Genomic DNA, 22215 nt, shown 5'->3' on the forward strand with positions numbered 1-22215 from the left:
TGTCCGGCTGCAGGCGGATGGGCGCCTGGAACACTTCCATCTGCCGCGAATGCCCTTGTTCCTCTGCGGGCTCGACATGGACCAGCACCTTGCCGGCACTGTTGCGCACTTCGAGAAAACGCACATGGGGCGTGTTCATCGTGGCGTTCATGAGGTTTTCAAGCACGGCGTTATTGCCGACGATGACGCCGTACTCCGATGCGGGCGCCAGCTGGTTGGCAATGAGTTGCCCGGTGTGATTGAGTTCCTGTCGCAGGTCCTGAATCCGCACCACGGTAAAGAAGCTGATCAGCAGCAAGGTCAGCAGCAACGCCGGACCGAGGCTGAGGATCTGCGTGCGGGTGCTGATGTTCCAGCCGCGCTGAGCCGTCACGAGGCGGTTCCGGCTGTCTGGTCCCGGAGGGTTTGCCGATGTTCAGGCATGGCGACGCCTGACGGGGCAGGGGAGGTGGACGCTTGGTGTCATGTGACGGATCTCTTCGGGAGCGACCTGACGATAGCTCATCGGCGCCGTTGAGGAATTTTCATCTCGGGGGCGCATCTTAACCGAGCTGTGGGCAATTTCCTCGGCAAGAGTGGGGGATCGGCTATAAGTTCGTGGGGGCACCTTTTGCCGCTGGCCGCGAGCCTGACGGCCCGTATAATGCCCGCATCGCCAGATGTGATGGCCCTGAATGGATTGTTTTATGACCCAACAGCAACCAATAGCGGTCCTTGGCGGCGGCAGCTTCGGGACCGCAGTGGCCAATCTGTTGGCCGGCAACGGTCATCGCGTGACACAATGGATGCGCGATCCGGAGCAGGCCGAGTCAATCCGCGTCAATCGCGAGAACCCGCGCTACCTCAAGGGCATCAAGGTGCTCGAGGGCGTCGAGCCGGTCACCGACCTGCACGCCACGTTGCAAGACAGCCAACTGGTCTTCGTCGCACTGCCGTCCAGCGCGCTGCGTGGCGTACTGACCCCGCATGTCGAGCTGCTCGCCGGAAAGATGCTGGTCAGCCTGACCAAGGGCATCGAGGCCGACACCTTCAAGCTCATGAGCGAGATCCTTCAGGATATCGCCCCTGCTGCGCGGATCGGCGTGCTGTCCGGGCCCAACCTGGCCCGCGAAATCGCCGAACACGCCCTCACCGCCACGGTCGTCGCCAGCGAAGATGAGGACCTCTGTCAGCAGGTCCAGGCCGCACTGCATGGCCGCACCTTCCGCGTGTACGCCAGCGCCGACCGTTTTGGTGTGGAGCTGGGCGGCGCGCTGAAAAACGTTTACGCCATCATTGCCGGGATGGCGGTGGCGTTGAACATGGGCGAGAACACCAAGAGCATGCTGATCACCCGCGCGCTGGCGGAGATGACCCGTTTTGCGGTCAGTCAGGGCGCCAATCCGATGACCTTTCTGGGCCTGGCCGGGGTCGGCGATCTGATCGTCACCTGTTCCTCGCCGAAGAGCCGCAATTACCAGGTGGGTTTTGCCCTGGGGCAGGGCCTGAGCCTGGACGAAGCGGTCACCCGACTGGGTGAAGTCGCGGAGGGCGTCAACACGCTCAAGGTGCTGAAGGTCAAGGCGCAGGAACTGCAGGTTTACATGCCACTGGTGGCCGGGCTTCACGCCATTCTGTTCGAGGGCCGCACCCTGGAGCAGGTCATCGAGCTGCTGATGCGCGCCGAGCCCAAGACCGACGTCGATTTTATTTCAACCAGCGGTTTCAACTGATCCCCGCACGGAGAAGCTCTTGAACGAATCAAAACTCAAGCAACACGAATCGATCCTGCTGCGCATCCTGTGGATGGTGCTGTTTGTGCTGGTCTGGCAAGTGGCGGAGGTGGTGCTGGCGGTGGCTGTCCTGGTGCAGCTGGTTTACCGCCTGTTCAACGGCGCGCCGAGCCTCAGCGTGATGTCATTCGGCGACAGCCTGAGCCAGTACCTGGCGCAGATCGGCCGCTTTGGCACCTTCCACACCGATCAGAAGCCATGGCCATTCGCCGACTGGCCGACGCCGCGTGCGCCCGAGGGCGAGGCGCCGCACGTTGTGGCAGCCAAGCCGCAACCGGCGCCGGCTGCTGCGCAACCTGCCGCAGCCACGCCGCCACCGGTTCCCGCCACGCCGCCACCGGTTCCCGAAACGCCGCCGGTGGTTGCCGACACTCCGCATCCTGTTGTCGACACATCGCCCTCTGCGCCGGTCACGCCGCCGTCCACGCCCGGCGAGGAGCCAAAACCGTGAAGGTCTGGATTCTGCGCCACGGCGAGGCGAAACCTCAGGCCCGTACGGATGCCGAGCGGGAGCTGACTGCCAATGGCCGCGAAGAGGTCTTGCGCAGTGCCGCTCACCTGATGGGTCAGCCGCTGCAGCGGATCATTGCCAGCCCGTATGTGCGCGCCCAACAGACCGCCGAGCTGGTCCGACAGGCGCTTGGGTTTACGGGGACCATCGTGACCGTGCCGTGGCTGACGCCGGACTGCAACCCGCACAAGGTGCTGGAGCAGCTGGATGCGTACAGCGCGGAGAATGTGTTGCTGGTCAGTCATCAGCCTCTGGTGGGCACGTTGATCGGGCTGGCGGTGCATGGCTCCTTGCAGCAGGCGCAGCCGATGCACACTGCCAGTCTGGCTCAGCTTGAGGCGGATTTACCCCTTGCTGGCGCGATGGAACTGGTGGATGTTCGGCACGCTTGATGATGAAGCGGTGAGCGGTTGTCTGCGCTCCCCGCGTTGAATGACAGCAGTGGTGCAAACCCTGAAATAACAAGGAAGAACCATGAGTGTATGGCGTAGCCCCCCGGACCTCGACGCGCTTAATGCGAAGCAGAAGAACACCATCGGTGAGGTGCTGGATATCCGGTTTGAAGCCGTCGACGACCAGTCTTTGACGGCGAGCATGGCGGTGGATGAGCGTACTCATCAGCCTTACGGTTTGTTGCACGGAGGCGCGTCGGTGGTGCTGGCGGAGACGGTGGGCTCCACGGCCAGTTATCTGGTGATTGATACCGATCGGTTTTTTTGTGTGGGGATCGAGGTCAACGCGAACCATTTGCGCGGGGTGCGCAGTGGGCGGGTGACGGCGGTGGCGCACCCGGTGCATATCGGGCGCACGACCCATGTCTGGGATATTCGTCTGACGACGGAGGATGGCAAGGCCTGCTGTATTTCCCGGTTGACGGTGGCGGTGGTGCCGCATGGTGAGCAGCCGCCCGGGCGTTGAGCGAAGATCAAGAGCGTCGGCCTAACGGCCTCGGGTTTCGCCTTCGGCGAGTTACTTGATAAAGCCCCAAGTAACCAAGGGCTTGTGCTCCTGGTTTGGCCCTTCCTTCGTCAGGGCTCCTTCACTCCGGCCTCGCTCCGTGGGCCCGCGCCGAACGGACATCCATGTCCTGACGGTGCTCTCGCGGCATCCATGCCGCTCGGCCCACTCCGCGAGACCTGCGTTCAGCCTGCACCCAAGTCGCGATTTGTGGTGTTTGAGCCATTTGCGTTTGAAGATCAAAAGCGCTTTTAAAGCAGATCAACGGCTTCCCGGCTGAAGCCGGTCCCACTGACTGTACCCAGCTCACACTGTAGGAGCCGGCTTGCTGGCGAATGCATTCTGTCAGTCGATGTATTCATACCTGACGGACCGCGTTCGCCAGCAAGCCGGCTCCTACAGAAAAATCTGATCGTTCCCACGCTCCGCGTGGTAATGCCGCCTCAGACGCTCCGCGTCCCGAATTCCAGGGGCGGGGCAATTCGCAGGAGGCTGGGCAACTGTCATTTGTGACAGTTGTTCCTGCGGGTATTTGCCCTCAGTCTTGAGCTTCCCCATGTCGGTATGCCGCACATCAAGGAGTTAGGCCATGGACAGCAAAACTGCAGTGATCAGTGAGCACATCATCAGCAAGACAGCCGAGATAGCAAAACTCGCCAGCGAAATCTTGACGCTCGAAGAGACCAGGGTCGCAAAGAGTCAAACCCCCTTGAGTCAATGGCTGACACGTATCTACGACGACCAGTCGCTCAACAATGTCGAGTTTCAGCAGTTGCGTGACGAGGCTGATCGCAGGCTGAATGCGTTGAAGGAGCTGTATCCGGAAAGTGATGGTCTGGGCACTTTTCAGAAAGCCGCCGATGACGCCGTGCAGCAGATGCAGGTGGGAATTTTGAGTTTCAAAAAGAAGCATTTGCCCAAGGAGGCAAAGGCGAACATTCAGGAGGCCTACGCTTTTCAAGTTGCTTACATTCAGGCGTGTCTGGACCGTTTCACACAGATGCTCTGAGCCACTTGAATAAGCCACTTGAATAAGCCACTTGAAGAAGCTGCCTGGAGAGGCTGCTCTTTAAAAGCGACTGATTTATTCTTAGCGTTTCACCGTAAATTAATCTGTCCCCGTTTGAGATCGCAGGCTTCCCGGCTGAAGCCGGTCCTACGAGTGTAAGCGCACCCCTGTAGGAGCGCGCTTGCCCGCGAAGAGGCCCGCGTGTACGCCATCCATTTTGCGGTGTGACCCCTGACGCCTTCCCGGCTAAAGCCGTTCCCACTTGATCGCTCAAAACAACCCGATAAACACCCCCATGACCGGAGTGGCCTCATCGATGGCAGTTCCGGTCATTGCCGGCCCGTCGGGCGGTGCGCACAATCGCGGCTTGTTCTGGTTGCTCTGGGTGCGTCGGCATGTCTCAACTTCTGTTTTTCGCTCACGCCAATGGCTTCCCGTCGGGCACGTACGGCAAGTTGTTCGCGGCGCTTGGGCCTGAGTTCGAGATTCGCCATCTGGAGCAGCATGCCCATAACCCGCAATTTCCGGTGACGGACAACTGGCCGGAGCTGGTGGATGAGTTGATCCACCATTTGCGCGAGCAGCCGCAGCCGGTGTGGGGCGTCGGGCATTCGCTGGGCGGCGTGCTGCATTACCATGCGGCGTTGCGTCATCCGGAGTTGTATCGGGGCGTGGTCATGCTGGATTCGCCGGTGCTGACGCGGTTCGATCAGTGGATGATTCGGGCGGCCAAGCGCTTTGGGTTCATCGATCGCATCACGCCCGCAGGCCGGACGCTGGGGCGCCGGGAGGTGTTCAGCAGTGTCCAGGCGGCGCGGGAGTACTTTGCCGGCAAGTCGCTGTTCCGGCGTTTCGATCCCGATTGCTTCGAGGCGTATCTGCGTCATGGGCTGCAAGCCGATGGCGACGGGGTGCGCTTGCGCTTCGACCCTGCGACCGAAATCAGCATCTACCGCAGCGTCCCCCATACGAGCCCCGGCCTTGCCCGCCAGTTGCGGGTGCCGCTGGCAATGGTGCGGGGCGAAAACAGCGATGTGGTGCGGCGCCACCATGCGCTGTCAGTCAAAAGCATGCGCGAGGGCGTGTATCTTTCCGTGCCCGGCGGGCATATGTTCCCGCTCGAACACCCCGAGGACACCGCCCACATGCTCAGAACGCTGTTTTCCCGCTGGTCGGCCAGAGCCAACGGCGAGCACGCCGATGCCGCCCTGCAACGAGCCCGCGCATGACCTGCTCGGTGGAAGAAATCCGCCTGAGCCTGCCCCATATCGAGCTGGCCGCCCATCTGTTTGGTCCCCAGGACGGCATTCCGGTGATTGCCCTGCATGGCTGGCTGGACAACGCCAACAGCTTCGCGCGGCTGGCGCCCAAGCTTGAAGGGCTGCGGATACTGGCGCTGGACATGGCCGGGCATGGTCACTCCGACCACCGTCCGCCAGGTTCCGCCTACGGCTTGCCGGACTACGCCCACGATGTGTTGCAGGTGGCGGGACAGATGGGCTGGGAGCGCTTCTCTCTGCTGGGTCACTCGCTGGGGGCAATCATTTCGGTGATCGTTGCGGCCGCCGTCCCCCAGCGAGTCAATCGTCTGGCCTTGATCGACGGCCTGGTGCCGCCGGTGGGCGAGCCCGAGTCTGTCGTCGAGCGCATGGGCGCGGCGCTGCAGGCGCAACTGACCCAGCCGAGCAAGCGCAAGCCGGTCTACCCGGACATGGATAGGGCAGTGGAGGCGCGGATGAAAGGCATGGTGGCGGTCAGTCGTGAGGCGGCCGAACTGTTGGCCCAGCGTGGCCTGATGCCGGTGCCGGGTGGCTACACCTGGCGCAGCGACAGCCGGCTGACCTTGCCCTCGTCGATTCGTCTGACGCGAGCGCAGGCGCTGTCTTTCGTCACGGCGGTGCGCTGTTCGGCGCAGTTGATCGTCGCCGAGGAGGGGATGCTTGCGCAGAACCGGGAGCTGCTCGCCAGCGTTCCTTTTACGGTGACGTCCTTGCCAGGCGGGCACCATCTGCACCTCAACGATGAGGCGGGTGCGCGCTCTGTTGCAGACTGTTTCAATCGCTTCTTCGCCGCGCCTTGACTTGCGACCTGCAACTGCCGAGGCTGGAGCAGTTGAAACAGGAGACTGCACGATGGACCACTGCCCACGCCCCGACATTTTATTTTCCAGCACGCCGCGCGTTGTCGCGGCTTTGTTTTGCCTGCCGATTGCCTTGCCTGCCGCTTCAATGGCTGCCTCGCCGATTGCCCTGCCATGAGCGCATCCATGACGTTCACCCACACCTTCACCCGCACGCTCGCGCTCACGCTGCTGCTCACCGGGTTCAGCGCCATCGTCCATGCCGCCGACGTCCCCGGCAGTCAGGACTTGCCCAATCTGCCGCGACTGGCAGACGCGGAAATCGTCGATTATCGGCCTGCTGTTGAGCTGGAGCGTATCTATCCGTTGGGCTCGATCCGAAAGATCAGCGGCCAGTTGCGCTTCGACGGGCAGGTGTCCGGGCGGGGCAACGTGACGGCCATTACTTACCAATTGCCGGTCGAGCACAGCGCCGACGAGGCGTTCACCGCCGCCCGCGAAGCGTTGCAGCAGCAGGGCGCGCAATTGCTGTTCTGGTGCCAGGCGCGGGATTGTGGCGAAAGCAGTCTGTGGGCCAACGAGGTGTTCGGCAACGCCAAGCTGTATGGCGCCGATAACGGTCAGTCCTATCTGTTGCTGCGCCTGGCCGCCCCGGCGGACAACACCCTCGTGGCGTTGTACGGCATCACCCGCGGCAACCGCCGCGCGTTCCTCCACGTCGAGCAATTTCAATCGAGCACGCAGCTGGGGGATTTGCTGCCGACGTCCGCGACCCTGTTGCGCGAGCTGAAAAGCACCGGTGAGCTGGAGCTGCCGATGCTGACGGCAGAGCCCCAGGAACCCTGGATCACCTTGCTGTCCCGAGGCCTGAATCTGGACAGCACCTTGCGCGTGACTCTTTCCGGGGATCAGCGCGAAGCGTGGCGTCAGGCGCTGGTGGCCAAAGGCGTGCGCGCCGCACGCCTGGAAGCGGGCGATCGGAAAAATCCCGGTCTGACCCTCGAACTCATTCGCTGAAGCGAACGCTGTTCTTGTCCTGAAAAACTGATCGGGTTGTCAGCATGAGGCGAGCCACGTGGTTCGCCGGTATGCTTCTCGGATTCAACCCCCTCCTTTGCGGAATGACCGATGTTCAATAACGATCGCCTGTTGGTGCAGATTATCCTGCTCGCGCTATTCGGCGCCTGTCTGTGGGTGATGGTGCCGTTCTGGTCGGCGCTGTTCTGGGGTGCCGTGCTGGCGTTCGCCAGCTGGCCGCTGATGCGTCTGCTGACACGCGCGCTCAAGGGGCGGGAATCCCTCGCGGCGGCGATTCTGACCCTGGGCTGGATGGTGCTGGTGCTCGCGCCGCTGGTCTGGCTGGGCTTCAATTTGGCGGACCACGTGCGCGACGCAACGGCGTTCGTCAAGGACGTGCAAGTGGACGGCCTGCCGGATCCACCCACCTGGCTGGCGGGCATTCCGCTGGTGGGCGAGCGGCTGGTGGGCTACTGGAACACCATCGACCAACAGGGCGCGGCGCTGCTGGTCAGCGTCCGGCCTTATCTGGGTCAGGTCGGCAACTGGCTGCTGGCGCGCAGTGCGCAGATCGGCGGCGGCATTCTCGAGCTGACCCTGAGCATCATCTTCGTGTTCTTTTTCTACCGTGACGGGCCGCGCGTGGCAGCGTTCGTGCTGAGTCTGCTGGAACGGCTGATCGGCGATCGCGCGCAGTATTACCTCGATCTGGTGGCCGGCACGGTTCAGCGGGTTGTCAACGGTGTGATCGGCACCGCAGCGGCGCAGGCAGTGCTGGCGCTGATCGGTTTCCTGATTGCCGGTGTGCCGGGCGCGTTGGTATTGGGCATCGGCACCTTCCTGCTGAGCCTTGTGCCCATGGGCCCACCGCTGATCTGGATACCGGCCACGGCGTGGCTGGCCTGGCGAGGCGATTACGGGATGGCGATTTTTCTCGGCTTGTGGGGCACGTTCATCGTCAGTGGCGTCGATAACGTGCTCAAGCCGTACCTGATCAGTCGCGGCGGCAATTTGCCGTTGGTGATTGTCTTGCTCGGGGTGTTTGGCGGGCTGCTGGCGTTCGGCTTCATCGGCCTGTTCATCGGCCCGACATTGCTGGCGGTGGCCTACAGTTTACTGCTGGACTGGGTCGGGGACAGTCGCGCGCGGCAGCCGGTCAAGTAGTGAGCACGCATAAAAATCCGCTGCCGGGCTGGACTCGGTGGCGGTTTCGTCATGCCGGGAACAAACTGGAGCGGTACGTCGAGGACGGCTATTTGCCGATTGACAACGATGTCACCGAACGTGCGAGCCGCCCCTTGGTGATTGGAACAAAGAACTGGTTGTTAAAGGCGCGAAGGCTAGCGCTCAACTTTACAACCTGTTCGAGACCGCCGAAGAAAGCTGGATGCCGCACCCGATGTTCGCCATTATTTTGATTGTGGTGTGTGCGATCAAGTCTCTGGCGATGGGAGTGTGTTCAGGCGGACACGTTGCCAAAGCTTGCTTTGTGGTGGAGTGCAAGAATGAACTTTGTGGCGATATAGGTCAATCCATGCGTTGTGAAAAGCAGGATAAGCCGACGACTAACTTGAAGGGTCGGTACAGGATCGACAGGCAGGGAAGAGCGCACGTGACCGAGACAGATCGCGTGCCAGCTCCAAGGGAGGCGTTGGGGCTTATTCGAAGAGAGCTGGGTCGACTTTGTGGCGTCTAGCCTGTTCCAGATGGCGTCGCATTTGATCAGCGGCTGCCAATCTGTCACCCCGTTCCAGGCACTCCAGAATCGCCAAGTGTTCTTCGGCTTGGCCTTTACGGGGTGCACGTGCGCTTGCCTGCCGGTATTCAACAAGCCGGCGCAGTTGATCGAGGCGACGTACGGTCTGCTGCAGGAAGCGATTGCCTGAACATGCCGCCAGAGTCTCGTGGAACTGAGAGTTGGCCTCAAACAACTCCTGCGGCGTCATCGTCAAATATCCACCATTGGCAATGAACTCCTGCTGCCGACGACAGGCAGCCAGGGTTTCGCGATCAATCTGAAATGTCGGTGACAGAAGGCCGGAAGGCTCAATGGTAGCGCGGAAGGAGTAGCTTTCTTCATAGGCCTCGACAGAGTCGATCATCGGGAGCAGACGCCATCCCTGACCAGCACGCTGTTCGACCCAGCCTTCTTGCTGGATACGGGACAATACGGCTCGCAGCGCTGCCCTGGAGACGTCAAACTGGCGCATAAATTCGATCTCAGTAAACAGCTCGGGAAGCTGTCTGCTTAGTCGCAGCTCTGCAAGTTTCAGGTATAGAGGATCGTCGCTCTTTTCCATGACCTCTAAGACGAGATCACTCAGATCATCGCTTGCGCGCGCCAGGAAAAAACCTCTGTTGCGGTCATAGGTCAGCATGCCTTTTTCGACCAGATGGCCCATGGCGAACTTGACCGGCGTGCGTGACACGTTAAGTGTCGTAGCCAGTTGGGATTCGACCAGGTGATGACCAATGGCGAAGCGTTCACGACGTACGTAAGAAACGATGTCACGCGCAATGCGTGCTTGGAGAGGGCTTAGAGGCATTGGATCGGGAACCAGAAAGTGCTGAACCAGAGGGCTGCCATTCTAGCGCGTCGTGCTATGCAGCGGCAGAGACACTCTTCTGATCTCCGCCGGTGCGTCTTGAGCGCGCACTATCTGCTTAGCGAACCTGATAGAACGGGAAAGCTCCGAAGAGCACGCCCCCTACAAACAATCCAAAACTTGCGAGAATCGCCCACTTCAGCGCGAATCGCTGATGATCACCCAAGTCGACTTTAGCTAACGCAACCAGCAAGTAAAGCGAGGGCACGAGGGGGCTCAAAAGGTGTACCGGCTGGCCAACAACCGACGCGCGGGCTATTTCCAGCGGCGTGATGCCGTACTGGGCAGCGGTTTGAGCTATTACCGGAAGGATGCCGAAGTAAAACGCATCGTTGGACATGAAAAAAGTGAACGGCAGGCTGACGACAGCAGTAAATACCGCAAGGAAAGGCCCAAAGCTGGGAGGGATGACGTGCAGCAAACTCTTTGCCATTGAATCAACCATACCGGTACCCGATAGAATCCCGGTGAAGATGCCTGCAGCGAAGATGACTCCTGTGACTGCGAGCACGTTGGCCGCATGAGCCGCAATACGGGCTTTCTGATCCTCGATTTTTGGATAGTTGAACATGATCGCGATAGCAAATCCGACCATGAACAGTATCTGGATTGGCATAGCGCCGAGTACCAGGCAGGTGATTAAAACCAGCGTCAGAATGAGGTTTGGCCAGAACATCTTGGGACGACGGTTATCGTCACACTCCTCAGCAGAACCGTTACCCAGCGTAATTGATCCGTTGTGAAAGTCATCCAGATGAATGATGCCCAGACGAGTGCGCTCTTTGCGTCCCAAAATCACCGCGGTGAACACCAGGCAGGCAGCGCCGATGAGCATCCCCGGAATCATCGGCACGAAGATGTCCATTGCATCGACATGAAGCGCTGCGGCTGCACGGGCCGTAGGCCCGCCCCATGGCGAGATGTTCATGATCCCGCTGGCGATGTTGACCAGGCACGTCATGCCCAGAACGCTCATGCCTAGACGCTGATAAAGCGGCAAAAAGGCTGCACACGCAATCATGTAGGTCGTCGAGCTATCACCGTCCAGCGACACCAACATGGTCAGCACGGCGGTACCGACCAGTACCTTCAAAGGGTCGCCTTTAACCAGCTTCAAAATGAAGCGTACCAAACCATCGAAAAGCCCTGCGTCAATCATGATCCCGAAGTACAGGATCGAGAAGGTCAACATGACACCCGTAGGGGCCAACGTTTTCACGCCGTCGAGCATCATCCCGCCCAAACCAGCGTAGTGCCCGCCAATCAGCGCGAACAGGCTGGGGATCAGGATCAGAGCGATCAACGCCGAAAGGCGCTTGGTCATGATCAGGTACATGAAACATATGACCATCGAAAAGCCGAGGATTGTCAGCACGGTCGAACTCCCTTTGTTCTTGAATTTGTAGGGCGCCTATCAGCCTGGCGGCTGCAAGTCAGCCGGCGTGATTCAGGTCGAGACAGGCTCGACGCGGGAGGGAGGTCGAATGGATTTGAAGTGCGGGAGCTGGATCATGGATGGCCTCATTTTCTTATGTTTATTTTTTACCGTACCTGCCTGGCTGGGTGCCTGATGAGGTACGTCCGACTTCGGTGGCTGAGTAAATCGGATGAATCAACATTGACCTATATCGTTACAAAGTGCAATATCGGGCCACAAAAACATTGCCTGTGCAGCCTCTGAGGATTAGCCAATGCCTGAGTCAAAGGGTCAAACCGTTTCCGCCAACGGGATCCAGTACCGTGTCAGCGACATTCGTGGGGTCGTGACTGACCTGGGCGGTGATTACGCAAAGCTGCCCTACAGCCTGCGAATCCTCGCCGAGAACGTTTTGCGCGGGGAGGCTGACCCTGAAGCCGCGCTCAAAGTCATCTGCGCCCGCTCCAAAGAATTCGATATCCCTTTCCGACCAGCCCGTGTCGTCCTGCAGGATCTGCTCGGTACGCCTGCGTTGGTCGACCTCGCCGGGCTGCGTGATGCTGTTGCCGAGAGGGGCGGCAACCCACGCTTGGTTAACCCGGTCACTCCAACTCACCTGGTCGTCGATCACTCGCTCAACGTCGAGCGCTGGGGGGATGCGAGCGCGCTTGCCGATAACGAAGCCATCGAGCGTGAGCGCAATGCTGAACGTTTCCAGTTTCTGGACTGGTGCAATAGGGCATTCAGCAACCTGTCGATCATCCCTTCGGGCAAAGGCATCCTTCACCAGATCAACCTGGAGCGCCTGACCACAGTCGTGGGAACTCAGCGTCGTGACGGCGAGCTGTGGGCATTCCCGGATACGCTGGTCGGTACCGACAGCCACACCACTATGATCAATGCCATTGGCGTGTTGGGCTGGGGTGTAGGCGGTATCGAAGCTGAAGCGGCAATGCTGGGTAAATCGTTGATGCTGCGTCTGCCGGAAATTGTCGGCGTACGTCTGGAAGGCACGCTGCCTCAAGGCTACTTGGCAACGGACATCGCACTGGCGCTGACCGAGCAACTGCGCAAGGCTGGCGTAATCGGTTCATTCCTGGAATTCTTCGGCCCTGGCGTACCACAACTGTCGCTGGCTGATCGTGGCACTTTGTCCAATATGGCGCCTGAGTTTGGTGCGACTGCAGCGATGTTCGCGATTGATGATCGCACTCTGCATTACCTGCGCATGACGGGTCGTGGCGGTCAGATTTCCGGCCTGACTGAGGCTTATGCTCGCGCTCAAGGCCTGTGGCATGACAGCTTAGGAGAGGCTGAGTACAACCGCGTCGTAACGCTGAATCTCAGCTCTGTGGCGCGTTCAATTGCGGGGCCGAAGCAACCACACCAACGAATTGTATTGGGTCAAAAAGCCCCCGCGACCAACCTCCCAGTTGGCTTGGACAACGGCTCGGTAGTGCTCGCGGCGATCACCAGCTGCACTAACACTTCTAACCCACGCGGTGTGATCGCCGCCGGCTTGGTCGCGCGGAACGCACGCAAACGCGGCTTGAAGCGTGCTCCTTGGGTCAAGACGTCCTTTGCACCAGGCTCGATGGTTGTCACTGATTACCTCGAACGCTCCGGGCTCAACGAAGATCTCGACGCCTTGGGCTTCAACTTGGTCGGCTACGGGTGCACCACCTGTAACGGTATGTCCGGCCCGCTGCTCAGCCCTGAGATCGAAGAAGAGATCCGCACCCGTAAGCTGGAAACTGTGGCTGCGACCTCTGGTAACCGTAACTTCGAAGGTCGGGTTCATCCACTGGCTCGCGAAGTATTCATCATGTCGCCGCCACTGATCGTTGCTTACGCGATTGCAGGCACCTACCTGATCGATCCGGAGAAAGATGCTCTGGGCCTGGATGAGAATGGCGTACCTGTTTACTTGCACGAGCTGTGGCCAAGTGACGAAGAACTGACTCGAATCGAAGCGGACAACCTGACCGCAGACCTTTTCGACAAGGCATACGAGGATGTCCCACGTGAAGCCGGTTTGATTGCCAGCGACTTGCGTGCAGGGGTCAGCGACCAATATGACTGGCAGACCAGCAGCACCTACATCCGTAAGCCTCCGTACTGGAGCGACGCGGTCACGGCTACTGATACCAGCAAAGATCTCAGGAACATGCGCGTCCTCGCTATGCTGTCGGACAACATCACAACCGACCATATTTCCCCATCGGGTGCGATCCTGCCTGAAAGTGATGCGGGTCAATATCTGCAGTCCCACGGTATCGCTGTTCCCGAGTTCAACTCCTATGGCACTCGCCGTGGTAACCACGAGGCTGCACAGCGTGCGACCTTCGCAAGCCCACGCCTGAAGAACGAGCTGCTCGTAGATGGCCGCGAAGGCCCATGGACGCTGCTGCTGCCCGAAAAAGAAGTCACTACGATCTTCCAGGCCGCTGAGGTCTACGCGGATCGCAAGCAGCCGCTGATCGTCGTTGCGGGTAAGGAATACGGAAGCGGTTCCTCTCGCGACTGGGCAGCCAAAGGCCCACGCTTGCTGGGTGTCCGTGTCGTGGTCGCGGAGAGCTTCGAGCGTATTCACCGCACGAACCTGGCAGGACTCGGGATCCTCCCGCTGCAGTTCGAGCAGGGCGTCTCACGTCAAAGCCTGGGTCTGAATGGCCGCGAGACCTTTAGCGTTGAGGGCATCACTGATGACTTCCAGCCAGGCGCCAAGGTCACTCTGGTGATTGAGCGCGAAAACGGCGAAACCGAGCGCGTCAGTGTCGTGAGCCGTCTGGATACCTTCGAGGACGTTCGTTACTTCCGAAGCGGTGGTCTGTTGCCGCAGTTGCTGATCGAAAGCATGAAGAACGCATCCGCCAGCTGATGCGCCGCTGATTTGTCGCAGGAGATATCAAATGACTCAAAGACGTATTCCAGCCGTTTACATGCGTGGCGGCTCCAGTAAGGGCGTGTTCTTTCTCGACAAGGATCTGCCGCCTGCTGGCCAAGAGCGAGATGCCGTCCTTCTCCGTGTGATCGGCAGTCCGGATGTGTACGGCAAGCAGATCGACGGAATGGGGGGTGCGACCTCCAGTACCAGCAAGGTTGTGATCATCGGTAAGTCAAGTCGTGAAGATTGCGACGTTGATTACCTGTTCGGGGCTCCGGCCATCGAGACGCCGGTTATTGACTGGTCAGGTAACTGCGGCAACCTGAGTTCGGCTGTCGGCCCGTATGCGATCTCTGAAGGCTTGGTGGATGCTCCTCGTGATGGCATCGCCGTTGTCCGTATCTGGCAGGCCAATATACAGAAACGAATCATCGCCCACGTGCCGATGCGCAACGGTGAGGTTCAGGAGGAGGGTGACTTCGTACTCGATGGTGTGGGGTTTCCAGCGGCTGAAATCGTGCTGGAGTTTCTCAAGCCTGGCGGGTCGGACGGCAGCATTCTGCCCACCGGTAACGCCGTCGATGAACTGGACATTCCAGGCATCGGCATTATGCCCGTCACGTTGTTGAACGCTGGTAACCCCACCATTTTCCTTGAGGCTGATCGGGTGGGTCTTAACGGTACCGAAACTCAGGATCAGGTCAATGGCGATGCCGAGCTCCTGGCGCGCTGTGAAACTATCCGTGCTCATTGCACCGTTGCGATGGGGTTGGCCGCGACCGCCGAAGAGGCAACTCGTCTGCGTCCGCATACGCCCAAGCTGTGCTTTGTTGCGAGGCCTCAGAGCTATCAGGCTGCCGGTGGCAAGTTCGTCGAGCCAGCTGATATCGATGTGATCGCCCGGATTCTGTCGATGGGCAAGTTGCACCACGCGATTACGGGTACTGGTGCTGTCGCTGTCGCCGTCGCGGCTGCTCTGGATGGCACGCTGGTGAATCGTATCGTAGGCGAAATCGGGGATCGCCAAGTTCGTATGGGGCATACCGCCGGCAGCGTGGCAGTAGGCGCGAAAACCGTCCTGGAAGATGGTGGCTGGAGTGTGGACAAAGCAGTGATGAGCCGCAGTGCTCGCCGGCTGATGGAAGGCTGGGTACGAGTCCCTGAAGTCCTCTGACGGCCTGGAGAGCGCATTTTGATCGAACTCATAAACTCGCCAGGGTTTTGGCTGGCCGTGATGCAAATCATCGCCATCGATATTTTGCTGGGCGGCGACAATGCGGTTGTCATCGCGCTGGCGTGTCGCAAGCTCCCTGAAGCACAACGTAATCGCGCCATTATTGGCGGAGCGCTGGGCGCGATCCTATTGCGAATAGGGATGATCTTCTTCGCACTTCAGCTGTTGGAATTGCCTTTCCTCAAGCTGATTGGTGCCGTATTGCTCCTCTGGATCGGTATCAAGCTGATGGTTCCTGAGGGTGAGGATGCACATGACAACATGTCGGCGAGCCCAAAGCTTTGGGGCGCGATCAAGACCATCATCGTTGCCGACGCGGTCATGAGCCTGGACAACGTGGTTGCAGTAGCAGGGGCCTCCGGCGGGCAAATTGAGCTGGTGATCTTTGGCATCGTCATTAGCATCCCGATCATCATCTGGGGCAGCAAGTTGGTACTGCATTTCATGGATCGATATCCGATTGTCATCAGCCTTGGCGCTGCATTGCTCGGTTGGATCGCGGGCAGCATGGCGATCACCGATATAAGCGTGCCGGCGGTACCCGCTTGGGCTCATTACGGTGCCGGCATCGTCGGCGTGGCAATGGTGGTGATCATCGGAAAATGCATTGTCAGTTCGAATGCAGCTGCGGGTGAGAAATCAGAAACAGAGAGGAGTGAGTAGACGTGGAATTTGATCTTGCCGCCGTACGAAAAGATATCGCTCCACAGGGACCGCTGCGGGTCGCAATCAACCTCGGCAATCCTGTCTTGGCAAAGCGTGATGAACATACCGAGGTTCTCTCGGGTGTGTCGGTGGCATTGGCATACGCACTAGCTGATGAGCTTGATATTACCGTCTCCCTGACGCCCTATGATGTCGCCGGCAAGGTCTTTGCGGCACTTGAGGGCGGGGCTTGGGATCTTGCGTTCCTCGCCAATGAACCAGTCAGAGCTGAGAAAATCTCCTTCTCCAGCCCTTACGTCTGCATCGATGGAACCTATCTGGTGCGAACGGAAAGCAAGTTTAAGCTCGCGTCTGCCTTGGACGCTGGTGGCTGCAGGATCGCAGTGGGGAGGGGAGCGGCCTATGACCTGTTCTTGTCCCGGACGTTGGAAAATGCCGAGTTGGTTCGAGCGACCACTTCAGCCGCCGCCGTTGATGAGTTCTTGAAGCTCGGCCTCGATGCAGTTGCAGGTGTTCGTCAGCCGCTGGAGCGCTTCGCCCAAAGTACGACAGGCGTGAGGGTGTTAAGGGACAACTTCACGGAAATTCGTCAGGCGATGGCTGTTCCGAAAGGGAGAGCGGTTGCTGCTGAGTATGTTCAAGGCTTCATCAATCGCTGTCTGCGGAGCGGACTCGTTGCCAAAGCGCTGGCCGACAGTGGTGAGCAGGATGCGCGAGTTGCTAAGCCCTACCTGGGGTAGACCCAAAAAACACTTGATCCAGCCGTGGGCCCTCAGGCGGTCGAACTGATTATTTGTAGGTCGCTGCCCAGTAAAGATTGGATGTGTAACTATCTGTGGCTTACCGTTTAATAATGCCGAATACAGGAAGCAACTCAGATGCTCGCTGCCTTCAGGCACTACCCGTTTTCGGTCAATCTGCTGCTGTCGGCTGCATTGTTTCTGACACTGGGGCGCGCCATTACCTTGCCGTATATGGTGATTTATCTGTCATCTACCTTCACATTGGGCGTCAGCGAAATCGGTCTGGTAGTGGGCGGTGCGATGCTTGTCGGCTCGTTGCTAAGCCTTTATGGCGGATATCTGACTGACAAAATCTCCAGCTATCGATTGATCCTGAGCTTCACGGGTTTTTTCACCGTAGGCTTCGTGGGTATGTGCGTCACGGCGCACCTGTGGCTATTTTTCCTGTTTCTGGTGTCCTTCAATTTCGCCTATTCTGTGATCGATATCGTGGTCAAGGCCGCGTTCGGCAAACTGTTGCCGGAAGCCGAACGCGGCAAAGTATTTTCGGTGCGCTACACACTAATCAACATTGGTTACGCGGTGGGGCCGTTCATTGGCGCTGGGCTCGCGCACATGGATATGAAACTGCCGTTCTTGATGTCTGCGATATTCGGCCTCGGCTTCTTCCTGACCTATATGGTCTGGGGCGACAGGAGCCTCAGTTCCGCCGACCCGGCCAATGCCCCGGTGTCGTTCGTTGCTGTAGGGCGCATTCTGCTCAAGGACTATCGCCTGGTCTGCTTCACTGTTGGCGGGGCGTTGAGCGCTGTTGCATTCGGCCAGTTCACCGGCTACATCTCGCAATACTTAGTGACAACAAGCACACCAGAATTTACCTACCAGGTCATCAGCACGGTTGTAGCGGTTAATGCTACGGTGGTGATCTGCTTGCAGTACATTGTGGGCAAGCGCATTACCAATGAGCATTTGAATCAGTGGCTGACAGCGGGCTTCAGTCTATTTCTGCTGGGCGTCGTCGGTTTTGCGTTGTCCACCAGTGTGCTGCATTGGGCGTTGGCAGTGGCGATATTTACTGTGGGGGAAGTCATCGTGTTCCCGGCGGAGTATATGTTCATCGACCGCATCGCGCCGGAGCATTTGCGCGGCATGTACTACGGCGCGCAAAACCTGTCCAGCCTAGGCGGTGCGCTGGGGCCGGTGTTGTGCGGATTTGCCCTGGCATCGCAGTCGGCGCATTTCATGTTTTATATGCTCGCGGTGTTTATCATTGCGGGCGGATGCTTCTATCTGATGGGTGCCTCCTACTCCAAACGCCATGACACTGGACGCGGTGATCTCCGCCCATAATTGCTCTACCTCTATTTCTGGCAGAACCTGGACACAGATCTCGCGATCTGGGCGGCAGTCAGCGGCAGAATAGGGGCCAGACAGTTCAAAACAATTTGGGTCTGACTTCATTTTTATAAATGAATCTACAAACTACGGCTAACGTTGATTGAAAACTGACCCAGGACGGATTGCTGATTTTTGCCCCAGCAATTATGGCAACCCGTTATGCGGCAGCACTCGTCGATCTTACTTGCCCGTCGCGTCGGCAGCCGCATCAGCACATCTTTGAGATAAGCATACGGATCATGCCCGTTAAGCTTGGCCGATTGGATCAGGCTCATCAGCGCTCCTTAACGACCCGACAGAGAGCCAATTCTTGCGTCCAAGAGCTCATGGGCGTGGACGCTGTTCGATCTGATGGTTATCGATACCAAGGCAAACACCCCTTTGCACACAAGTGATGTGCAGGGGCGGTTCTTCATAGCGCCTTACTAGACTCGTATATTGAATCCACCGTGGCGTGCTGGCTCCTGCAGCGTGCTGATGATGAGACCCCAAACGAGACCACATTATGAACAGTGCCATTCAACCGCATTCAAACCTGGAAGTATCTCCCCATGAGATCGATGCCGAATACTTCGAATACAGCAAAGCGGCAAATCCGATCAGCGCAAACTTGATCACCCGCATCCCGTACCAGAGTTTCCCTGCTTCGCTCTATGATTCGGGCCCATCTCGAACAGTTGCTCTCGATTTGAGCGAAAAACTGGAGTGTGAAGGCCCCGCAACCGGCCCAGGTCTTTGCGCTAGTTTTATTCGACTGAACGCTGGCGATGGCATCACATTGGCGCCCAACGCGACTTCACAGGTTCTGTATGTAATCGATGGTAGCGGCAGCCTTGCGTACGGTGAAGAGGCATTTGAATGGAAGAAAGGTTGTTTTATTGCCCTGCCAGGGATGAACAGCACAATCCTCAAGGCGTCGGCGGACGCACGATTCTACTGGGTACATGATGAGCCTCTTCTTCGCTACTTAGGCGTGAGCAGAAGTGAAGACCGCTTCACCCCGACTCTCTACCCTGCGGATGTCGCATCTGCAAAGCTTCGTGAAGCCGCTGATGATCCACGTGCACAGGATCGCAGCCGCGTCAGCATCCTGCTTGGTAACAGCAAATTCCCTCAGACACGCACAGTGACCCATGTGCTGTGGGCTATGTACGGCATCCTCCCAGGCGGCTCGATCCAAAAACCCCACCGGCACCAATCCATCGCCCTGGACTTCATCATTGATTGCCCAACCGGCTGCTATTCGCTTGTAGGTACTGAACTGGACGAAAATGGCGATATTCGCAATCCAAAACGCGTAGATTGGACACCAGGGCTTGCGTTCGTCACACCACCTGGCTATTGGCATGCTCACTTCAACGAGTCGGATCGCGAAGCATTTCTGATCCCGATTCAGGATGCAGGTCTACAGACATATCTGCGATCACTCGATATTAGGTTCAGCTAAAATGGACTCCCGGTATGACTAGCTCATACCGGGAATCATCGCTGCCACACGGGCGGGTCAACCACGCGATCAGCAATGAAATCAATGAAGCATCGCACCTTCGAAGAAACGATGCGCTTCGGCGGATATACAAACCAGATGGCACCAGATTCATGTGAGGCCTTGACCTCCCAATCAGGCAGCCAACGCACCAGTCGACCATCGCGCAAACTGGCGCTGGCAAGCCAATCTGGGAGCAATGCCATTCCCAACCCGCTGCTTACCGCGATGAGCTGAGCGTCAAGGTCATTTATCCAAAGCACTGCACTAACGGGCAACGAAACCTGCCCGTTGTCGTTGGCAAATATCACCGCATCGGGGCACTGGGGTCCGATGATCATCATGTCGACGGGCAGTTGATCAGGGCAATCCGGTTGAGGATGACGCGTTGCAAATTCGGGGCTCACACATAGGAAAGTCTTGACCTCAGCCAGCTTTCTCGCCTTGAGATTGGAGTTGGCTAGCCTGCCAATTCGAATCGCAAGATCGATCCCAGTGGCGATCAGATCGACTTGTGACTCCTCAATACAGAGATCTAGCGTGATGTCTGGGTAACGCTCAATAAACTCGCCTACTAGAGGGAGTATATGATGACGCGCAAAAGCAGGCGGCAGACTAACCTTCAATCTCCCTCGGGGATTTTGATTGAGAGCGGACGTTGCCGCCCTGGCTTCTGACAGTTCAAAGAGAACTTTTCGGGCATGGTACAAGAACGTTTGCCCACCTTCCGTCAATGCAAGTTTTCGTGTTGATCGATTGAAAAGTGCAATGCCGAGGTCTTGCTCTAAATCTTTGATGTAACGTGAAACTGTAGAAGCTTTTATCCCCAAACGCTCTGCTGCTTTGGAGAAGCTATTCCCATCGGCAGACTCTACGAAAGCGGTCAGTGCTGCTAGGTAGTCCAAGTGCGCCTCTCTGTTTTCGGTGTCGCTAGCCCGCCTGTAAGGGCACTTGAGCCTTAAAATCGATTGGAAAACTCGTTTGCTTCTGAGGCTCAGCCTTGGTCATCTCGGAAGGGTATCCCATCGCAAGCGTTCAGTGAAGTCACCTTACCGCGATGGTCTCGCTGGCTCGCGCCATGGGGTGTGCAGCATCATTTTTCGTACAGAGCCTGGGCGTCTTGCAACGCTGACTGCAGGATGGCGACCAACTTGGGACGGCTGGTGTTATGCCTATACAGCATGACTAACTCGCGCTCATAGGCGCTGTTAGGCGAAATAATCATGCAATGATATGGGACAGTGCAACGGTAAGCAGTCCTCCGGCCATAACCGAAACGAGCGCCGCATCGCGCGCGCCAGCAGTTCCACGGTCTTATCTCCATGGGATGCGGCGCTGCGCACGAGCACAATCCCATCATCCGGAATAACCGGCATTCCTCCGACTCATTGCCCCGTTAAACAGACCTCCTGCTTGCTCGTTCAGGTCATATCAATCTTCAAACGACACAACATTTTGACGGCGCCGGTCGACGACAAGCCGCGTCACGTCAGGCCGCGAATAATGCCCAGCCTGATCAAGGTTCTGCCGCTCACGGCGCACTTCATTGCGATCAAGCGTCGCGACCAGCAGGCACTCTTCACCGACGGCTGGCGGAATGACCCAGTCGCCATTTGGCGCAGAAATACATGAGCCGCCGTTTGCCAGGATCTCTGGGCAATTTGCGAGTATCAAGTCCAAGTGCGGCGTATCGGATGGAAAGTCTTCACGCCGCATCAGAGCAGATACGGAGATGGTGAAGCAACGCCCCTCTTTGGCGATGAAGCGCGTGATGTCGTCGGTATTGCGCAGATTGCCGGGCCATAGAGCGACGTGCAGATCTTCGCCTTGGGCATACAGTGCAGCACGCGACAGGGGCATCCAGTTTTCAAAGCAGTTGAGGCCGCCGACAGTAAATGATCCAACCGGGTGGACTTGCAAACCATGTCCGTCCCCCGGCGACCATGTCAGGCGTTCTTCGTAGGTCGGCATCAATTTGCGGTGCACCGAACCAATCACGCCATCCGCCCCGATATGAACCCGCGAACAATAGACGCTGTAGCCACCACGATCTGCTGCCCGCTCGATACAACCGAGCATGACAGCGATGTTGTTTTTGGCAGCAGCAGCACAGACGGCATCCAGATGCCCTGCCTCGATCTGTACTGCCTGCTTAAGGTAGTAAGCGTGGATATCCTTTTGTATCGAGCAATTGAAGCGTGCTCCATCGGTCAGTTCCAGCCAGAAAGGGTAGCCCGGCAAGAGGGCTTCACCGAACGTGACGAAGTGGCACTGTTGTTCTGCAGCACGTCCGATGTAGTCAACTATTTTCTCAAGAGTTGCTTCGCGGTTAAGCCAGATGGGCGAAATCTGTGCCAACCCAACCGTTAATAAATCCAGATTTTTAGTGTAACTGGATGGCATCGAATATTTCCTTAATGAGTTGAGGTGGC

The 22215-nt window shown here is 58.2% G+C and carries 18 protein-coding genes and 4 pseudogenes; 16 read left to right on the top strand and 6 right to left on the bottom strand.

Annotated features, from left to right (window positions below):
* Nucleotides 1-130: 130 nt before the first annotated feature.
* Nucleotides 131-373 (bottom strand): annotated as a pseudogene (locus ACQKEN_RS20740) (hybrid sensor histidine kinase/response regulator); the annotation flags it as partial.
* Between the two features lie 313 nt (nt 374-686).
* Here ACQKEN_RS20740 and ACQKEN_RS20745 point away from each other — a divergent pair.
* The 10 genes and pseudogenes from ACQKEN_RS20745 to ACQKEN_RS20790 all read left to right on the top strand — a co-directional run.
* Nucleotides 687-1712, top strand: a complete 1026-nt coding sequence (locus ACQKEN_RS20745; protein ID WP_427688359.1) for an NAD(P)H-dependent glycerol-3-phosphate dehydrogenase — start codon at nt 687-689, stop codon at nt 1710-1712.
* 19 nt (nt 1713-1731) lie between these two features.
* Nucleotides 1732-2052, top strand: a pseudogene (locus ACQKEN_RS20750) (DUF4389 domain-containing protein); the annotation flags it as partial.
* A 167-nt stretch (nt 2053-2219) separates the two neighbouring features.
* Complete coding sequence (gene sixA / locus ACQKEN_RS20755; protein WP_427688361.1) at nt 2220-2675, top strand: phosphohistidine phosphatase SixA; 456 nt, start codon at nt 2220-2222, stop codon at nt 2673-2675.
* 82 nt (nt 2676-2757) lie between these two features.
* Nucleotides 2758-3201 carry a hotdog fold thioesterase gene (locus ACQKEN_RS20760; RefSeq protein ID WP_122538429.1) on the top strand — a complete coding sequence of 148 codons (444 nt, stop codon included), beginning with the start codon at nt 2758-2760 and terminating at the stop codon, nt 3199-3201.
* Between the two features lie 628 nt (nt 3202-3829).
* Complete coding sequence (locus ACQKEN_RS20765) at nt 3830-4249, top strand: hypothetical protein (protein ID WP_427688363.1); 420 nt, start codon at nt 3830-3832, stop codon at nt 4247-4249.
* A 395-nt stretch (nt 4250-4644) separates the two neighbouring features.
* Entirely contained in the window at nt 4645-5478 is an 834-nt protein-coding gene (locus ACQKEN_RS20770; RefSeq protein WP_427688365.1) for an alpha/beta fold hydrolase, read from the top strand.
* Nucleotides 5475-6329, top strand: a complete 855-nt coding sequence (locus tag ACQKEN_RS20775) for an alpha/beta fold hydrolase (RefSeq protein WP_427688367.1) — start codon at nt 5475-5477, stop codon at nt 6327-6329. The genes ACQKEN_RS20770 and ACQKEN_RS20775 overlap by 4 nt, the downstream gene beginning before the upstream one ends.
* A 186-nt stretch (nt 6330-6515) precedes the next feature.
* Nucleotides 6516-7346 carry a DUF4892 domain-containing protein gene (locus ACQKEN_RS20780; protein WP_427688369.1) on the top strand — a complete coding sequence of 277 codons (831 nt, stop codon included), beginning with the start codon at nt 6516-6518 and terminating at the stop codon, nt 7344-7346.
* A 111-nt stretch (nt 7347-7457) separates the two neighbouring features.
* A complete protein-coding gene (locus ACQKEN_RS20785; RefSeq protein WP_427688370.1) occupies nt 7458-8510 on the top strand; it encodes an AI-2E family transporter in 1053 nt (350 codons plus the stop codon).
* 59 nt (nt 8511-8569) lie between these two features.
* Nucleotides 8570-8742: pseudogene (locus tag ACQKEN_RS20790) on the top strand (IS66 family transposase); the annotation flags it as partial.
* Nucleotides 8743-9004: 262 nt separating this feature from the next.
* Here the strand turns inward: ACQKEN_RS20790 and ACQKEN_RS20795 are convergent.
* Both ACQKEN_RS20795 and ACQKEN_RS20800 read right to left on the bottom strand, forming a co-directional pair.
* Nucleotides 9005-9892, bottom strand: coding sequence for an FCD domain-containing protein (locus tag ACQKEN_RS20795; protein ID WP_427688372.1), 888 nt, complete (start codon nt 9890-9892; stop codon nt 9005-9007).
* A 118-nt stretch (nt 9893-10010) separates the two neighbouring features.
* Complete coding sequence (locus tag ACQKEN_RS20800; RefSeq protein ID WP_427688374.1) at nt 10011-11327, bottom strand: CitMHS family transporter; 1317 nt, start codon at nt 11325-11327, stop codon at nt 10011-10013.
* A 316-nt stretch (nt 11328-11643) separates the two neighbouring features.
* On the opposite strand from ACQKEN_RS20800, the gene ACQKEN_RS20805 reads away from it, so the two are divergent.
* From ACQKEN_RS20805 to ACQKEN_RS20825, 5 genes are all read left to right on the top strand, one after another.
* Nucleotides 11644-14250 carry an aconitate hydratase gene (locus ACQKEN_RS20805; RefSeq protein WP_427688376.1) on the top strand — a complete coding sequence of 869 codons (2607 nt, stop codon included), beginning with the start codon at nt 11644-11646 and terminating at the stop codon, nt 14248-14250.
* A 31-nt stretch (nt 14251-14281) separates the two neighbouring features.
* Nucleotides 14282-15430 (top strand): 2-methylaconitate cis-trans isomerase PrpF, encoded by a 1149-nt coding sequence (gene prpF, locus ACQKEN_RS20810; RefSeq protein ID WP_427688378.1) that lies wholly within the window; start codon nt 14282-14284, stop codon nt 15428-15430.
* Nucleotides 15431-15448: 18 nt separating this feature from the next.
* The gene (locus ACQKEN_RS20815) at nt 15449-16153 is read left to right on the top strand and encodes a TerC family protein (protein ID WP_427688380.1); all 705 of its coding nucleotides are present in this window, start codon (nt 15449-15451) and stop codon (nt 16151-16153) included.
* Nucleotides 16154-16155: 2 nt separating this feature from the next.
* Nucleotides 16156-16896 (top strand): transporter substrate-binding domain-containing protein, encoded by a 741-nt coding sequence (locus tag ACQKEN_RS20820; protein ID WP_427688382.1) that lies wholly within the window; start codon nt 16156-16158, stop codon nt 16894-16896.
* 138 nt (nt 16897-17034) lie between these two features.
* Nucleotides 17035-18249: an MFS transporter gene (locus ACQKEN_RS20825; RefSeq protein WP_427688383.1), complete on the top strand. Its 1215-nt coding sequence runs from the start codon at nt 17035-17037 to the stop codon at nt 18247-18249.
* Between the two features lie 192 nt (nt 18250-18441).
* On the opposite strand, the pseudogene ACQKEN_RS20830 reads toward ACQKEN_RS20825, so the two are convergent.
* Nucleotides 18442-18660 (bottom strand): annotated as a pseudogene (locus ACQKEN_RS20830) (transposase domain-containing protein); the annotation flags it as partial.
* A 142-nt stretch (nt 18661-18802) separates the two neighbouring features.
* Here ACQKEN_RS20830 and ACQKEN_RS20835 point away from each other — a divergent pair.
* Nucleotides 18803-19744, top strand: coding sequence for a cupin (locus ACQKEN_RS20835; RefSeq protein ID WP_427688385.1), 942 nt, complete (start codon nt 18803-18805; stop codon nt 19742-19744).
* Nucleotides 19745-19779: 35 nt separating this feature from the next.
* Here ACQKEN_RS20835 and ACQKEN_RS20840 read toward each other — a convergent pair whose 3' ends face one another.
* Both ACQKEN_RS20840 and ACQKEN_RS20845 read right to left on the bottom strand, forming a co-directional pair.
* A complete protein-coding gene (locus tag ACQKEN_RS20840) occupies nt 19780-20688 on the bottom strand; it encodes a LysR substrate-binding domain-containing protein (RefSeq protein ID WP_427688387.1) in 909 nt (302 codons plus the stop codon).
* Between the two features lie 526 nt (nt 20689-21214).
* Entirely contained in the window at nt 21215-22186 is a 972-nt protein-coding gene (locus ACQKEN_RS20845; RefSeq protein ID WP_427688389.1) for a carbon-nitrogen hydrolase family protein, read from the bottom strand.
* Between the last annotated feature and the right edge of the window lie 29 nt (nt 22187-22215).

It is taken from the genome of Pseudomonas sp. NPDC078416 (genome assembly GCF_050268485.1).
GTDB lineage: Bacteria > Pseudomonadota > Gammaproteobacteria > Pseudomonadales > Pseudomonadaceae > Aquipseudomonas.

Excerpts from the sequence above, each read along its gene's own strand:
- ACQKEN_RS20760 (WP_122538429.1), top strand. The coding sequence starts at position 2,758 with ATGAGTGTATGGCGTAGCCCCCCGGACCTCGACGCGCTTAATGCGAAG.
- ACQKEN_RS20765 (WP_427688363.1), top strand. The coding sequence starts at position 3,830 with ATGGACAGCAAAACTGCAGTGATCAGTGAGCACATCATCAGCAAGACA.
- ACQKEN_RS20825 (WP_427688383.1), top strand. The coding sequence starts at position 17,035 with ATGCTCGCTGCCTTCAGGCACTACCCGTTTTCGGTCAATCTGCTGCTG.
- ACQKEN_RS20845 (WP_427688389.1), bottom strand. The coding sequence starts at position 22,186 with ATGCCATCCAGTTACACTAAAAATCTGGATTTATTAACGGTTGGGTTG.
- ACQKEN_RS20775 (WP_427688367.1), top strand. The coding sequence starts at position 5,475 with ATGACCTGCTCGGTGGAAGAAATCCGCCTGAGCCTGCCCCATATCGAG.
- prpF (WP_427688378.1), top strand. The coding sequence starts at position 14,282 with ATGACTCAAAGACGTATTCCAGCCGTTTACATGCGTGGCGGCTCCAGT.
- ACQKEN_RS20795 (WP_427688372.1), bottom strand. The coding sequence starts at position 9,892 with ATGCCTCTAAGCCCTCTCCAAGCACGCATTGCGCGTGACATCGTTTCT.
- ACQKEN_RS20780 (WP_427688369.1), top strand. The coding sequence starts at position 6,516 with ATGACGTTCACCCACACCTTCACCCGCACGCTCGCGCTCACGCTGCTG.
- ACQKEN_RS20745 (WP_427688359.1), top strand. The coding sequence starts at position 687 with ATGACCCAACAGCAACCAATAGCGGTCCTTGGCGGCGGCAGCTTCGGG.
- ACQKEN_RS20805 (WP_427688376.1), top strand. The coding sequence starts at position 11,644 with ATGCCTGAGTCAAAGGGTCAAACCGTTTCCGCCAACGGGATCCAGTAC.
- ACQKEN_RS20835 (WP_427688385.1), top strand. The coding sequence starts at position 18,803 with ATGAACAGTGCCATTCAACCGCATTCAAACCTGGAAGTATCTCCCCAT.
- ACQKEN_RS20785 (WP_427688370.1), top strand. The coding sequence starts at position 7,458 with ATGTTCAATAACGATCGCCTGTTGGTGCAGATTATCCTGCTCGCGCTA.
- ACQKEN_RS20770 (WP_427688365.1), top strand. The coding sequence starts at position 4,645 with ATGTCTCAACTTCTGTTTTTCGCTCACGCCAATGGCTTCCCGTCGGGC.